We start from the raw sequence: 14820 nt of genomic DNA, 5'->3' as shown, positions 1-14820 counted from the left end.
GAATCATGAGTTCGCTTCACGCCTTCCGCATGCAGCTGAAGCCCGGCGCGGTCCAGGAATACAAGGCGCGTCACGACGCCATCTGGCCCGAACTGGCCGAACTGCTGACCGCCAGAGGCGTCAGCGACTATTCGATCTTCCTGGACGAAGAGACCCTGTCGCTGTTCGCGGTTCTGCGCCGCGCGGACGACCATACGCTGGACGACCTGCCCAACCATCCCCTGATGCGCAAATGGTGGACGCACATGGCGCCGCTGATGGAGGTCGAGCCGGGCGACAAGCCGCGCGAATGGCCCCTGCAACTGATGTTCCATCAAGCCTGATGCGCGCGCTTCTCCTCGCGGCCGCCGTCGCCGCCGCCCCGCTGGTTCAGGCCTCCGCCGCCGTCGCCCAGACGGCCCAGGCCACCGCCGACTTCGCCGCCCCGGCCCAGACCTTCGGCCGCGTCTCCTATGACGCCCGCTCCCTGATGATCGACGGCAAGCGCCTGGTCATCTGGTCCAGCGAAATGCATCCCTTCCGTCTGCCCAGCCCCGAGCTGTGGCGCGATGTGCTGCAGAAGATGAAGGCCAGCGGATTCAACACCGTCGCCTTCTACTTCGACTGGGGCTACCACAGCCCCAAACAGGGGGTTTACGACTTCACCGGCATCCGCGACCTCGACCTGTTGCTGAAGATGTCGGAGGAAGAGGGCCTCTATGTCATTGTCCGGCCCGGCCCCTACGCCAATGCCGAGCTGACGCGCGGCGGCTTCCCTGGCTGGCTGGTCAATCAGCGCGCGCCGTCGCGCACGGATTCGCCTGAGTATCTGGCCGCCGCCGACGAGTGGATGACCCACATCAACGCCATCATCGCCCGCCATCAGATCAACGGCGACGGCCGGGGCAACCAGGGCTCGGTCATCCTCTATCAGATCGAGAACGAACTGGCGGTCACGACGCCCGCCCATCGGCGCTACATGGACCATCTATACGCCAAGGCGCGGGCGGACGGCATCAATGTGCCGATCTTCCATAACGACCAGGGCCGCAACGGCTATTGGGCGCCCGAGAACTCGCCGGTCGACAAGGTGGTGCATGGTCCGGTCGATCTGTACGCCTTCGACGGCTATCCCGGCGGCACCTGCACCGTCGGCGGCCAGACGACGCGCGGCGCGGCGGCGCCCGACTGGGGCTTCTATGGTCCCGGCGGGGCCAAGGGCGGCGCCTCAGCCTCGCCCTCCACGCCCGGCTTCATGGCCGAGATCGGCGGCGGCTGGTTCGACTACTGGGGCTCCAACGGCGGCTACGAATGCAACGCCCGCCAGCGCGGCGAGCGGTTCCAGCGCGTCTTCTACGGCGTGAACCTGGCCAACGGCATTTCGCTGCAGAGCATCTATGTCGGCTTCGGCGGCACCAGCTGGGGTTGGCTGGCGGCGCCCGTGGTCTTCACCAGCTACGACTATGGCGCGGCCATCTCCGAGGCGCGCGACCTGCGGCCCAAGGCCGAGGAGATGAAACAGCTGGCGGGCCTGCTGGAGTCGGTTCCCGATCTGGCCGGGATGATCCCCGCCGGGCCGGTCGAGATCTCGTCGCCGAACATCCAAGTCTATCATAACCGCAGCCCGGAGACAGACGCCCGCTTCCTGCTGGTCACGCACAAGCCGTCGAACGGCCAGACCAACGACGACTTCACCGTCACGGCCGACCTGCCCGACGGCCGTTATGTCGTGCCGATGACGCTGAACGGCTTCGACGCCAAATGGCTGGTCGCCGGGGTCGATCTGGCCGGTCAGCGGCTGGTCTATTCGACGTCCGAGGTTCAGGCGGTTCTGCCGTCGGCGCGCCAGCCGGTTGTCCTGATGTATGGCCGCAAGGACGAGCCGGGTCAGACCATGCTGCGCTTCGCCTCGGCCCCGACGGTGACGGTGCTGGAGGGGCAGGTCCGTTCCGCCTTCGATCCGGCGACCGGCGACCTGAAGCTGGACTACGCCCATCAGGGTCTGGCCCGCGTGAAGATCAGCGGCGGCGGTCGGCCCGACCTGCTTCTGCTGATCGGCGAAGAGAAGGAGGCCGCGCGCTTCTGGCGTCAGGGCGAGGTGCTGGTGCGGGGTCCCGCGTTGCTGCGTCATGCCCGCATCGAGCGCGGACAACTGCTGCTGACCGGCGACACCAACGCCGAAACGCCGCTGGAGCTGTGGTCGTCGGCCCCCGTCCGTTCGGTCCGCTGGAACGGCGCGACGGTCGCCACGCGCACCACGGCCTCTGGCGGGCTGGAGGCGCGCACCGCCCTGCCCGGCCCGGCCGATTTCGCCCTGCCCGTTCTGACGAACTGGCGCGCGGCTCCCGGATCGCCCGAGGCCAAGCCGGACTTCGACGACCGCGACTGGCAGGCGATCGACAACCGCGCCTACGCCAGCAACACCCTGCGCCCCGACGGCCAGCCGAACATGCTTATGGACGCCTACGGCTTCCACGAGGGCGACGTCTGGTATCGCGGCCGGTTCGAAGGCGGGCCGAACGCCGAGACGATCGAACTGTTCTATGGCGCGGGCGGCGCCGGGATGCTGCAACTATTCCTGGACGGCGAACTGGTCGGTCAGGACGAACTGCCCACCGGAATGCCGCGCCCGATCACCACCGGCATGGCGCGCTTCACCCTGCCCGCCGCCGCGCGCACGCCGGGACCGCACGTCCTGTCGGTGATGGTCCGCAACAACGGCCACAACTGGAACCTGGACGCCAACGACTTCCACAAGGAAGCGCGCGGCCTGGTCTCGGTCTCGGTCGGCCCGCGCGCCGGCCCCGGCTTCTCGGTGCCCGTCGCCTGGAAGATCCAGGGCCGTCAGGGCGGCGAGGACTTCACCGACACCGTGCGCGGCGTCGCCAACAACGGCGGCCTGTTCGGCGAGCGCAATGGCTGGCACCTGCCGCAGTTCGACGATACGGCCTGGAGCGCCGCAACGGTGGGTCAGGCCCTACAGCCGGGCGTGACCTGGTATCGCACCGGCTTCGACCTGAATGTGCCCCAGGGTCAGGACGCCTCCATCGGCCTGGCGTTCGGCGACATCGACAAGCCGCGCTCGGACCGGGCCTATCGCGTCCTCATCTTCGTCAACGGCTGGCACATGGGCCAGTTCATCGCCAACGTCGGGCCGCAGCGGGTCTTCACCCTGCCCGAGGGCATACTGAATGCGCGGGGCCATAACACCATCGCCCTGGCCGTCTCCACCGACGGGGCGCCGGGCAATGTGCTGGAGGACGTGCGCCTGATCACCCAGCGCAATGTGCGCGGCGGTGTTCAGACCACGACGGAAGGGGGGCGGCGATGACCGCACCTCGCCTGCCGCGTCGGGCCCTGCTGGCGTTAGGCGCGGGGGCCGTCATTGCGCCCGCCGTCGCCCGCGCACAAACCATCTCCGCCGTCTCCGCCCCGTTCGAGGTTCGACCTCTATGGCCCGGCGCCGCGCCGGGCGGCGAGGCGGTGACGGTTCAGGAACAGGTCGTCCTGCGCAATCCGAACGGCGATCCAAACGACACGGCTTTCGTCCATGTGCGCGATCCGTGGATCATGCTGCGTCGCCCCACGCGGCCCAATGGCGCGGCCATCCTGATGATCCCCGGCGGCGGCTATCAGCGCGTCGCCGTCAGCAAGGCGGGCGGCCCCATCGACGCGCGCCTGGCCGAGATGGGCTACACCGTCTTCGTCATGGATTACCGCCTGCCCGGCGACGGCTGGGCCGCCGGTCCCGCCGTCGCCCTTCAGGACGCCCAGCGCGCCATCCGCATCGTGCGCTCGCGCGCGGTCGAACTGGGTTTCGACCCCAATCGCGTGGCGGTGGCGGGCTTCTCGGCCGGCGGCCATGTGGCGGGCATGCTAACGACGCGATTCGCCCAGGACGCCTATGCGCCCATCGACGCCATCGACCGCCTGCCGACCCGGCCTGATTTCGCCGGATTGATGTTCCCGGTCGTCACCCTGATGCCGCCCTACGCTCACGGCCCGTCGGCCCGCGCGCTGGTAGGCGCCGACCCGTCCGAGGCCGCCCGCAGCGTCTGGTCCATCGAACGCCACGTCCCCGCCGACAGCCCGCCCGTGTTCATCGCCTCGGCCGCCGACGACCGGGTGGTGCCCGTCGAGAACAGCCTGATGTTGTGGCAGGCCCTACGCGCCCGGACCCTGCCCAGCGAACTGCACGTCTTCGAGCAGGGCGGACACGGTCTGGTCCAAACCGATTCGTCGAGCGCGCCGGCCTGGATGAGCCTGTTCGACGCCTTCCTGAAACGCGCCCGTTCGCCCAAGGTGTAGCCAGACCAGTTTCCACAAACGGCGCCGATCACAAGACGGCGTCACCATAAGAAAGAAGGGGGAGTATCGTGACGGAAGGGGCGTCTGAAACTGTCGGGGAGGTCGCGCCGCTGGCGAAAGATTCCCGCCTGGTCATCCTGGCCTCGTCAGTCGGGACGGTCATCGAATGGTACGACTTCTATCTTTACGGCTCTCTGGCGGCGATCATCACAGCCCAGTTCTTCTCGGGCGTGAACGAGACGACGGGCTTTATCTTCGCGCTGATGGCCTTTGCAGCGGGCTTCGCCGTGCGGCCGTTCGGGGCCATCGTCTTCGGCCGCCTGGGTGATCTCTGGGGGCGCAAGAACACCTTTCTTGTGACCATGCTGCTGATGGGGCTGTCGACCTTCGTTGTCGGCCTATTGCCCAGTTATGCGGCCATCGGCATCGCCGCGCCGATCATTCTGGTCCTCATGCGCCTGATCCAGGGCCTGGCTCTGGGCGGCGAGTACGGCGGTGCGGCCACCTATGTCGCCGAACACGCGCCGCCCGGAAAGCGCGGCTTCTACACCTCCTTCATCCAGATCACCGCGACGGCCGGCCTGATGATCTCGCTGGTGGTCATCCTGGGCGTGCGCACCGCCGTGGGCGAGGCGGCCTTCCTGGACTGGGGCTGGCGGATTCCCTTCCTGGTCTCAATCCTGATGCTGGGCGTTTCCTTGATCATCCGCCTGAAGCTTTCGGAAAGTCCTGCCTTCAAGCAGATGAAGGCCGAAGGGCGCGGGTCCAAGACGCCGCTGAAGGACAGCTTCGGCCGCTGGCCCAATCTGAAGCTTGTGCTGATCGCCCTGTTCGGCCTGGCCGCCGGTCAGGCCGTGGTCTGGTACACGGGCCAGTTCTACGCCCTGTTCTTCCTGGAGCGAGTGCTGAAGGTCGACAGCGCCCAGGCCTATCTGCTGACGGCGGCGGCCCTTCTGCTGGGCACGCCCTTCTTCGTTTTCTGGGGCTGGCTGTCGGACAAGGTGGGGCGTAAGCCGATTATCCTGACCGGCTGCCTTTTGGCCGCCCTGACCTATTTCCCGCTGTTTCACGCACTGACGGGCGCGGTGAACCCGCAGTTGGCGGCGGCCTCGGCGCAGTCGCCGGTCACGGTCCAGGCCGATCCGGCGGATTGTTCGCTGCAACTGGACCTGATCGGCAAGGCGACCTTCACCCAGTCCTGCGACGTGGCCAAATCCTATCTGGCGCGCGCGGGGGTCAGCTATGACACCGTGGCCGCGCAGGCCGGGTCGGTGGCGGAGATCCGCATCGGTTCCGTCGCCATACCCAGCTTCCGGGGGGAAACCATGGCCCCGGCCGACTTCGCCGTGGCCAAGAAGGCGTGGGAGGCGGGCGCGGCCCAACAGCTGAAGGCCGCCGGCTATCCGACCAAGGCCGATCCGGCCCAGGTCAATCTGCCGCTGACCATCGCTATCCTGTTCGTGCTGGTGCTCTATGTGACCATGGTTTACGGCCCCATCGCCGCAGCCCTGGTCGAAATGTTCCCGACCGAAATCCGCTACACCTCCATGTCCCTGCCCTATCACCTGGGCAACGGCTGGTTCGGCGGCTTTCTGCCGCCGGTGGCCTTCGCCATCGTGGCCGCGACGGGCAATATCTACTACGGTCTGTGGTATCCGGTGGCGATCGCCGCGCTGACGGCCGTGGTCGGCTTCGTCTTCGTCAAGGATGGCCGAAAGACGGATATCAACGCCCGCGCCGACTAAAGCCCCTTAAGACCTGGCGGCGCGCTTTCCGCCGCCAGGTATACGGTCAGAGCCGGATCAGATTCTGGGGCAGGCCGGGCGTTTCGACCCGCACGCGGAACAGCCCCCCCAAGGTCGGCTGGACCCCGCGCTTGTCGGCGTTCCCCAGCCAGGCGGTGGTCAGATAAAGGTCGCGCAGGTCCGCCCCGCCGAAAGCCGCCTTGGTGACAGTCTGGACGGGGGCCGCGATCTTGCCGATGCGTTCGCCCTGGGACGAGAAACGCGCCACTCCCCAGCCGTTGAACAGGCCGACGTGAAGCACGCCGTCGGCGTCCATGGTGGGCCCGTCCGCATAGCCGTCCTCGGTCACGGCGAAGACGCGCCGGTTAGAGATCGCGCCGTCGTCGTGATCGAACGCCAGGATCGTCTTCTTCAGCGTATCGTGGTGATAGAGGGTGCGGCCGTCCGGGCTGAGGCAAGGGCCGTTGGTGACGCCGTAGCCGTCGTCATGACGGGTCAGATCCCCCCGGAACCAGCGATACAGGGCGCCCGTCTCCAACTGTTCGCTGTCGTCCATGGAGCCGAACCACAGGGCGCCGTCGGGCGCGACATAGCCGTCGTTCAGACGATTCTGCGGCCGGTCTTCCTCCACCGGCTGAAACCGCGAGAAATCGCCCTCTTCCGGATGAAAGCGATACAGGCCGCCCCGAACCCCGCAGATCAGGGAACCATCTTCGGCCGGCAGGGCGAACCCTGTCTGGTCCGGCGTATCCCACGAGCGCGTCTGGCCCGTCGCGGGGGCATAGCGGTGCAGCTTGCGCCCCTTGATGTCCACGAACCAGACGACGCCCCGCGCCGCATCCCACACCGGGCCTTCGCCCAATTCGGCCTGGACGTCCCAGACCAGTTCGACGTTGCTCATGTGTTCTGGCCTTGCGTTCAGTGACTGTCGCGCGGCGGACCGAAACGGTCGACGAGACGATGATATTTCACCGCCGGCTCCAGCACGGCGCCGGTTTCCAGCTGGCCGACCACGGCGCGCTGCATTTCCTGCCAGGGCGTCTGCGAGGGTGGGTAGGCGTATCCGCCCGCCGACTCGAGCGCCGCGCGGCGCGCGGCCAGTTCCTCATCCGAGATCAGGATGTCGGCCCGGCCGGTGTTCAGGTCGATGCGAACCCGGTCGCCGGTCTGCAGCAGGGCGATGTTTCCGCCAGCCGCCGCTTCCGGCGAAGCGTTCAGGATCGAGGGCGAGCCGGAGGTGCCGGACTGGCGCCCGTCGCCGATGCAGGCGAGGGCGCTGACACCCTGTTTGATCAGGTAGGCGGGCGGCCGCATGTTCACGACCTCGGCCGCGCCGGGATAGCCGATGGGACCGGCGCCGCGCATGAACAACAGGGTCTGTTCGGTGATGCCCAGGCTCTCGTCGTCGATGCGGTGGTGATAGTCCTCGGGTCCGTCGAAGACCACGGCGGGGCCTTCGAAGGCGTTCGGATCATCCGGGTTGGACAGGTAGCGTTCGCGGAACTCAGGGCTGATCACGCTCAGCTTCATGATGGCCGAGTGGAACAGATTGCCCGAAAAGACGATGAAACCGGCGTCTTCCTTCAAGGGCTTGTCGAAGGGGCGGATCACGTCGGGCAGGATGATCTCGGCCTTGCGGCAGTTCTCGCCGATGGTCTTGCCGGTGACGGTCAGGGCGTTCTCGCGGATCAGCCCCTGTTTCATCAGCTCGGACACCACCGCCGGCACCCCGCCCGCATGGAAATAGTCCTCGCCCAGATAGGCGCCGGCCGGTTGAAGATTGACCAGCAGCGGGACGTGCAGTCCCTCGGTCTGCCAGTCCTGCAGCGGCACATCGACATGGGCGTGGCGGGCCAGGGCCGTAAGGTGGATCGGCGCATTAGTCGAACCGCCGATGGCGGAGTTGACCACGATGGCGTTGTGGAAGGCGTCCTTGGTCAGGATGTCCGACGGCTTCAGATCCTCGCGCACCATATCAACGATCCGCAGGCCCGTCTCATAGGCCACCTGGGCGCGCTCGCGATACGGGGCGGGAATGGCCGCCGAGCCGGGCAAGGACATGCCCAGCGCCTCGGCCAAGGAGTTCATGGTCGTCGCGGTGCCCATGGTGTTGCAATAGCCGACCGAGGGCGCCGAAGAGGCCACCAGTTCGACGAAGCCGTCGTAGTCGATCTCTCCGGCGGCCATCATCTGGCGCGCCTTCCAGATGATCGCGCCCGAACCCGTGCGCTCTCCCTTATGCCAGCCGTTCAGCATGGGGCCGACCGACAGGGCGATGGCGGGAATGTCCACGGTGGCGGCGGCCATCAGGCAGGCGGGCGTGGTCTTGTCGCAGCCGATGGTCAGGACGACGCCGTCCAGCGGATAGCCGTAAAGGCTCTCGACCAGACCCAGATAGGCCAGATTGCGGTCCAGCCCCGCCGTCGGCCGCTTGCCCGTTTCCTGGATCGGATGAACGGGGAACTCCATCGGAATGCCGCCCGCCTCACGGATGCCGTCCCGCACCCGATCCGCCAGAACCAGATGATGCCGGTTGCACGGCGACAGGTCAGAGCCGGTCTGGGCGATGCCGATGATCGGCTTGTCGGACTGCAGCTCCCTGCGTGTCAGGCCATAGTTCAGATAGCGCTCCAGATAGAGCGCCGTCATGTCCGGGTTGTCCGGGTTGTCGAACCAGGCGCGGCTGCGCAAAGGCTTCTGGGGCTTTGTGGTCTCGGTCATTCAGGTCCAGCCGCCGTCGACGACATAGTGTTGATTGGTGATGGCCCCGGCCTCGTCCGAACACATGAAGACCACGACGCGGGCGATGTCTTCGGGCACGAGACGGCGTTTCAGGCACTGATTGGCGTAGATGTCTTTTTCCGTCTCGGGCGTGACCCACAACTCCAGTTGGCGCTCGGTCATGATCCAGCCGGGCGCAACGGCGTTCACCCGCACCCCGAACGGACCGAAATCGCGCGCCAGCGACCGGGTCAGGCCGATTACCGCAGACTTGCAGGCCGTATAGGCCGGCATCCCGCCCTGGCCGATGATCCAGGACGTCGAACCCAGATTGACGATGGCGCCCTTGCCCGCCGCCTGCATATCCGGCAGCACCGTCTGGGCGGCGAAGAACTGATGCTTCAGGTTCACGGCCATGCGGCCGTCCCAATAGGCCTCGGTCACGTCCAGCGTGGCGTGCCGCTCGTCGTGGGCGGCGTTGTTGACCAGAATGTCTATGGGGCCGAACGCTTCGCGCACCGCCTGGATCGCGCTCTTCAGGGCCGAAATGTCGGTCAGGTCGCAGACGACGAACAAGGCCCCCTTCCCTAACTCATTCTGAAGCCGCGCGCCGCGCTCGGCGTCGATATCCAGGAATCCAACCCGTGCGCCCTGGGCGTGAAAGGCGCGCACGATGGCCTCGCCGATGCCGCCAGCCCCGCCGGTGACGATGATGATGCGGTCCTTGAGGTCGGTGTAGATGGCGGCCATTCGGAACGCGCTTCCCTAGACGGCGGATCGGCCGCCCACGATCAGAAACTTTTCACAAATGAAAATCGTTGCCGTCAACAAAAATGTTGAACGACTCGGCCTCAGACCTGAGACACTGCGCCCATTTGCTCGGAGATTACGGCCGAAGCGCGCACCAGCCGGGCCGCCGCCTCGTCCTTCGTGCAGGATGCGGCGGCCTGTTCGATGAAGGGGGTGATCAGGGTGGCGATGATGTCGTCCGCCCCCATGATCGGCGCGACCAGGTCCGTGACCCCGCTGACGAAATCGCTGGCGCGTTCGACGTGGTCGCCCTGGGTCATCGCGTGGGACCGCTCGGCGAAGGCGTCGACCGTCTTTCGGTCGGACAGACCGACCAGAACCTCATGCAGATGCGCGCGGGTCCGCGCATTGGCGCGGGCGTAGAACATCAATCCCGAGGTGGCGTGCAATATGCTGCGCCGGTAGCCGATCCGCACCGAATAGCCGAGGTCGCCCGGACTTTCGATCCGGGCGATGACCACGATCTGATCAGCGGAGGGCACGACGAGGTGACAGGACTGCATCGTGCTGGACGCCAGGTCCCGCATCACCGGCAGGGCCGCCTCCACCAGCGACTTGATCGGCGCCTGGCTCATGCCCAGGGTGAAAAGCCGGTTGGTCAGCCGATAGCCATCCGACGACTGTTCGATATAGCCCCGAAACTCAAGCACCTGGATCATGCGGAACAGTTCGCTGACCGACCGCCCCAGGGTCGCCGACATCTGTGACGGGGTCATCGCCTCGCCCTGGGCGGACAGAAGCTCCAGAACGTCCAGCCCCTTTTCCAGGGCGGGCGCGCGATATTTGCGGTCGTCGGCGAGATCCGTGTCGGCCATGAAAACCCTGTTTCGAAACGGTCGCCGCTAGCGCCGCCGGTCAGGGACATTATCGCGGATGAAAGCCTCCCGCACATATAAAAACCGCATTGCGACAACGGCGTCGCTGACCTAGGGTGCGCCGCGGCTGGACGTCCGGGTCGCCTAGAGCCTGATCCGTCGAGGAGGAATCGCTAGGCGATTCCGCCAATGCGGTGGAACCAGGTTCCAGAGTGCAGGCTCCAAGGGGAAGAAAACCATGTCGCTCGCAGGCATCGATCTGGCGATCCTGGCCATCTACGCCGTCTTCATCTTCGGTCTGGCGCAATGGGTGTCGCGCAGCAAGACCGGCGAGCAGAAGACCTCCACCGACTATTTCATGGCGTCCAGGAGCCTGCCTTGGTGGGCCATCGGCGCGTCCCTGATCGCCGCCAACATCTCGGCCGAACAGATCATCGGCATGAGCGGCTCGGGCTATGTGATCGGCCTGGGCATCGCCTCCTACGAATGGATGGCGGCCCTGACCCTGCTGATCGTGGGCAAGTTCTTCCTGCCGATCTTCCTGCGCAACGAGATCGTGACCATGCCGCAGTTCCTGCAGCAGCGGTACGGCCCGACGATCAGGAACGTGATGGCTGTCTTCTGGCTGCTGCTCTACGTCTTCGTCAATGTGACCTCGATCCTGTGGCTGGGCGCCATCGCCGTCCACACCGTGACCGGCTTCAACCAGGATTACGCCATTATCGCCATCGGCGTCTTCGCCCTGGCCTATCAGCTGTGGGGCGGGCTGAAGGCCGTGGCCCTGACCGACATCGTCCAGGTGGCCCTGCTGGTCTGCGGTGGTTTGATCATCGGTTTCATCGCCCTGTCGACCATCGGCGGCGCGGGCGGGGCGGTCGCGGGCTTCCATACCCTGCTGACCGAGTTCCCGGACAAGTTCGACATGATCCTGTCCAAGGACAATCCGCATTATCAGGAACTTCCGGGCATCGCCGTGCTGCTGGGCGGCCTGTGGGTCATGAACATCAGCTACTGGGGGTTCAACCAGTACATCATCCAGCGCGCCCTGGCCGCCAAGTCGCTGCCGGAAGCGCAGAAGGGCATCGCCTTCGCCGCCTATCTGAAGCTGCTGATGCCGGTGATCGTGGTGCTGCCGGGAATGGCCGCCCTGATCCTGGCCCCCAATCTGTCGGCGCCGGATCAAGCCTATCCGACCATGATGAACCTGCTGCCGGTCGGTCTGAAGGGCCTGGTCTTCGCCGCCCTGATCGCGGCCATCATCGCCTCGCTGGCGTCCAAGGTGAATTCGATCTCGACCATCTTCACCCTGGACCTCTACGCCAAGATCCGAAAGGACACGCCAGAGCATCAGTTGGTCACGGTCGGCCGCATCGCCGCCGTCGCCGCCGTGATCATCGGCATCCTGACCGCCCGTCCTCTGCTGGGCGGCTTCGATCAGGCGTTCCAGTTCATCCAGGAGTTCACTGGCTTCTTCACCCCCGGCATCGTGGTCATCTTCATGCTGGGCCTGTTCTGGAAGCGCGCGTCGGAAGCGGGCGCCCTGACCGCCGCCATCGGTTCGGTCGTGCTGTCGGCGATCTTCTGGTGGCTGCAGGAGACGGGCCAGTTCATCTTCCCCTTCATGAACCGGGTCGGCGTGGTCTTCGTCGTCTCTCTGATCGCGGCGGTGATCGTGTCCCTGCTGGTCCCGGCCAAGCCCGACGCCATGAAGATCAAGCTGGACAAGATCAGCTACAAGACCTCTCTGGGCTTCAACCTGGCGGCGGTCGGCGTCATCGCCTTCCTGATCGTCGTCTATACGATCTGGTGGTGAGGTGAACGGCCAAGCCCGCCTGATCGGGGTCGACTGGGGCACCAGCAATCTGCGCGTCATGCGGATCGCCGCGGGCGGCGCCGTGCTGGACAGCCGCTCCGACCCGCGCGGCGCGGGCGGCCTGACGCCCGATCAATTCCGGCCGGTGTTGGAACAAGTCGCGGGCGACTGGCTGAATCAGGGCCTGCCCGTTCTGGTCAGCGGCATGGCGGGGGCGCGCGGCAAATGGCGCGAGATGGCCTATCTGCCCTGCCCGGCCGGCGTCCCGGACCTGGCCACCGCCGTGGCCAGTCCGGATGATGCGCCCTACGTCGTCATCGTGCCGGGCGTCGCCCTGTTCGAGGATGGCCGCCTCAAGGACGTGATGCGCGGCGAGGAAACCCAGGTCGTCAGCCTGGACGTCTCCCAGGACGCGGTCGTCGTCGGTCCAGGCACCCACAGCAAATGGATTCGCACCGCCGACGGCCGGATCATGGATTTCCGCACCTTCATGACCGGAGAACTGTTCGCCGCCATCCGCCAGGGCACGATCCTGGGCGCCGACATGGGCGAGCCAGGGGCGGACGACGCCGCCTTCGCCGCCGGGGTCGATCGGGCCTTGCACGACACCGCCATCACCGCCGCCCTGTTCTCCGTGCGGGTTGAAGGTCTGGCCGGTCGCCTTTCCCCGGCGTGGGCGGCTGACTATCTGTCGGGCCTTCTGATCGGAGCCGAGGTCGTAGCGCAGATCGACGCCAAGGACCGTCCCGTTATCCTGATCGGCGCCCCCGCCCTTTGTCGCCGATACGCCGACGCCCTGAAGCAGGGTGGTTTCCATGACGTCCGCACGGCGGACAGCGCCGTCGCCACGGCGGGGGGCCTGTGGCGCATTCACGAGGCCCTACGCCGATGATCCCTGTCGCCATCGAAAGCCTGGACGCCCTGCCGCTGATCGCCATTCTGCGCGGGCTGACGCCCGACGAGGCGGTGGAGGTGGGCGAGGCCATCGTCGCGGCCGGTTTCCGCTGCCTGGAAGTGCCGTTGAACTCGCCCCAGCCGTTGGAAAGCATCCGCCGCCTGCGCTCTGCGCTGGACGGCCGCGCCCTGATCGGCGCCGGCACGGTGCTGAATGTCGCGGCGGCGCGCGAGGTCGCGGACGCCGGCGGCCAACTGATCATCTCGCCCAATACGAACGTCGAGGTGATCCGCGAGACCAAGACACTGGGCCTTTTGTCCCTGCCCGGCTTCTTCACCCCGTCCGAGGCCTTTTGCCGCCCTGGACGCCGGCGCCGACGCGCTGAAACTCTTCCCCGCCGAGATCGCCGGACCCAAGGGCCTGAAAGCGGTCCGCGCCGTCCTGCCCGCGGCCGCCCGACTCTACGCCGTCGGCGGCGTCGAACCCGACAGCATCGCCGACTGGCGCGCAGCCGGCGCCTCGGGCTTCGGCATCGGATCGGCGGTGTTCAAGCCGGGCCAGCCGTCCCAGATCGTCGGCGCGCAGGCCGCCCGCTTCGTCGCCGCCTGGACTGCATCGAACCCTTAGATCAGGACGCCCGTGACGCTCTCGGCGCTGGCCAACTGCAGCAGGCCGACCAAGCGGGCGCGAGTCTCGCCGTCGGCCACGCCGTCGATGCGCGACGGTCGCCAGTGGCGCTGGAAGGCGCGAACGGTGGTTTCGGTCTCGACGTCATAGTCACCGCCGGGTTTCAGCCCATAGCCCAGTCGGTGCAGGCCGGCGCGCAGGACCACCACGCCGATGCCCTGATCGTCCTTCTGCAACAGGCCGCCCAGGGCCTTGATCCGCTCGGGCGCCGGTTCGAACCACAGGCCGTGACCCGCTTGGGCCAGACGCTTCCAGGGAAACAGTTCGCCGGGATCGGTCTTGCGCTCGGGCGCCAGGTCGGAATGGGCGATGATGCGGTGGTCGGGGATGGTCCAGCGGCTGCGGATGTCCTCGATCAGGGCGATCACGGCCGAGATCTGGGCGTCAGGAAAGGGGCGATAGCCGAATTCGTGGCCCGGATTGACAATTTCGATCCCGATGGCGGCGCCGTTGCAGTCGTCCTGCCCCTGCCAGACGCCACGCCCGGCGTGCCAGGCCCGCCGTTCTTCGGGCACCAGCCGGAAAATTCGCCCGTCCTCCTCGACCAGATAGTGGGCCGAGACCTGGGCCTCCGGATCGCGCAGGCGCGCAAGGGCGGCCTCGCCGCTCTGCATGCCGGTGTAGTGCAACACCAGCATGTCAGGCGGCGCGCGGCGTTCGTTGAAGTTCGGCGAAGGCGCCGCGATCGGATCGACCATGGCGCGCCTCAGCGGCCGTCGCGTTCCCAGCCGTAGGCGACCCAGGCGCCGTCCACCTTGCGCGCTTCGATCACCTCGCCATCGCCGGCCCGTCGGCGCGGCGTCAGGTTGCGGCGCGCCCGCATCACCAGGCCGACCAGGAAGACCAGCACCCCGGCGAACAGGGCGATCACTGCGACGGCGGCGGCGGTGAAGACGGCCAGGACCGCGCCCACGGCCATGGCGGCGACCGTGGCGATCAGGCCGCCCAACCACGTCACCGAGGCCATCAGGCCGTTGGGGCGGCGACGCGAGGCAAGACCGACGGCGGCGAGACGTTCAGACTGGAACATGGATCATCCTTGGCTGG

13 protein-coding genes and 1 pseudogene are annotated in these 14820 nt (G+C 66.9%); 8 read left to right on the top strand and 6 right to left on the bottom strand.

What is annotated here, in order from left to right; all coding sequences use genetic code 11:
* Positions 1-5: 5 nt before the first annotated feature.
* The 4 genes from QE389_RS14390 (at position 6) to QE389_RS14375 (ending at position 6032) form a co-directional block, all read left to right on the top strand.
* Positions 6-323, top strand: a complete 318-nt coding sequence (locus QE389_RS14390) for an L-rhamnose mutarotase (protein ID WP_307368735.1) — start codon at positions 6-8, stop codon at positions 321-323.
* A complete protein-coding gene (locus QE389_RS14385; protein WP_307368732.1) occupies positions 323-3310 on the top strand; it encodes a beta-galactosidase in 2988 nt (995 codons plus the stop codon). Before QE389_RS14390 ends, QE389_RS14385 begins: the two co-directional genes overlap by 1 nt.
* On the top strand, positions 3307-4287 hold the full coding sequence (locus QE389_RS14380; protein WP_307368730.1) for an alpha/beta hydrolase: 981 nt from the start codon (positions 3307-3309) through the stop codon (positions 4285-4287). Before QE389_RS14385 ends, QE389_RS14380 begins: the two co-directional genes overlap by 4 nt.
* Positions 4288-4355: 68 nt before the next feature.
* Entirely contained in the window at positions 4356-6032 is a 1677-nt protein-coding gene (locus tag QE389_RS14375; RefSeq protein WP_307368727.1) for an MFS transporter, read from the top strand.
* 46 nt (positions 6033-6078) lie between these two features.
* On the opposite strand, the gene QE389_RS14370 is transcribed toward QE389_RS14375, so the two are convergent.
* The 4 genes from QE389_RS14370 to QE389_RS14355 form a co-directional block, all read right to left on the bottom strand.
* Entirely contained in the window at positions 6079-6933 is an 855-nt protein-coding gene (locus QE389_RS14370; RefSeq protein ID WP_307368726.1) for an SMP-30/gluconolactonase/LRE family protein, read from the bottom strand.
* A gap of 17 nt (positions 6934-6950) precedes the next feature.
* Positions 6951-8753, bottom strand: a complete 1803-nt coding sequence (locus tag QE389_RS14365; RefSeq protein WP_307368723.1) for an IlvD/Edd family dehydratase — start codon at positions 8751-8753, stop codon at positions 6951-6953.
* Positions 8754-9503, bottom strand: a complete 750-nt coding sequence (locus QE389_RS14360; RefSeq protein ID WP_307368720.1) for an SDR family NAD(P)-dependent oxidoreductase — start codon at positions 9501-9503, stop codon at positions 8754-8756.
* A 101-nt stretch (positions 9504-9604) separates the two neighbouring features.
* Positions 9605-10378, bottom strand: a complete 774-nt coding sequence (locus tag QE389_RS14355) for an IclR family transcriptional regulator (protein ID WP_307368718.1) — start codon at positions 10376-10378, stop codon at positions 9605-9607.
* A gap of 238 nt (positions 10379-10616) precedes the next feature.
* Here QE389_RS14355 and QE389_RS14350 point away from each other — a divergent pair, with 238 nt between their 5' ends.
* From QE389_RS14350 to QE389_RS14335, 4 genes and pseudogenes are all read left to right on the top strand, one after another.
* On the top strand, positions 10617-12191 hold the full coding sequence (locus tag QE389_RS14350; RefSeq protein ID WP_307368715.1) for a sodium/sugar symporter: 1575 nt from the start codon (positions 10617-10619) through the stop codon (positions 12189-12191).
* Position 12192: 1 nt separating this feature from the next.
* The gene (locus QE389_RS14345; RefSeq protein ID WP_307368712.1) at positions 12193-13083 is read left to right on the top strand and encodes a 2-dehydro-3-deoxygalactonokinase; all 891 of its coding nucleotides are present in this window, start codon (positions 12193-12195) and stop codon (positions 13081-13083) included.
* Positions 13080-13373: pseudogene (locus tag QE389_RS14340) on the top strand (2-dehydro-3-deoxy-6-phosphogalactonate aldolase); the annotation flags it as partial. The gene QE389_RS14345 and the pseudogene QE389_RS14340, both read left to right, overlap by 4 nt.
* A 73-nt stretch (positions 13374-13446) precedes the next feature.
* Positions 13447-13713 (top strand): hypothetical protein, encoded by a 267-nt coding sequence (locus tag QE389_RS14335; protein ID WP_307369118.1) that lies wholly within the window; start codon positions 13447-13449, stop codon positions 13711-13713.
* Here the strand turns inward: QE389_RS14335 and QE389_RS14330 are convergent.
* The gene (locus tag QE389_RS14330; protein ID WP_307368709.1) at positions 13710-14471 is read right to left on the bottom strand and encodes an N-acetylmuramoyl-L-alanine amidase; all 762 of its coding nucleotides are present in this window, start codon (positions 14469-14471) and stop codon (positions 13710-13712) included. The two genes, QE389_RS14335 and QE389_RS14330, sit on opposite strands and share 4 nt — an antisense overlap.
* Positions 14472-14479: 8 nt before the next feature.
* The gene (locus QE389_RS14325) at positions 14480-14803 is read right to left on the bottom strand and encodes a hypothetical protein (RefSeq protein WP_307368706.1); all 324 of its coding nucleotides are present in this window, start codon (positions 14801-14803) and stop codon (positions 14480-14482) included.
* Positions 14804-14820 lie beyond the last annotated feature (17 nt).

The sequence above is a fragment of the Brevundimonas sp. SORGH_AS_0993 genome, from assembly GCF_030818545.1.
In the GTDB taxonomy this organism is placed as follows: domain Bacteria; phylum Pseudomonadota; class Alphaproteobacteria; order Caulobacterales; family Caulobacteraceae; genus Brevundimonas.
Note: the sequence above shows the minus strand (reverse complement) of the source record. Positions and strands in the feature narration are given on the sequence as shown.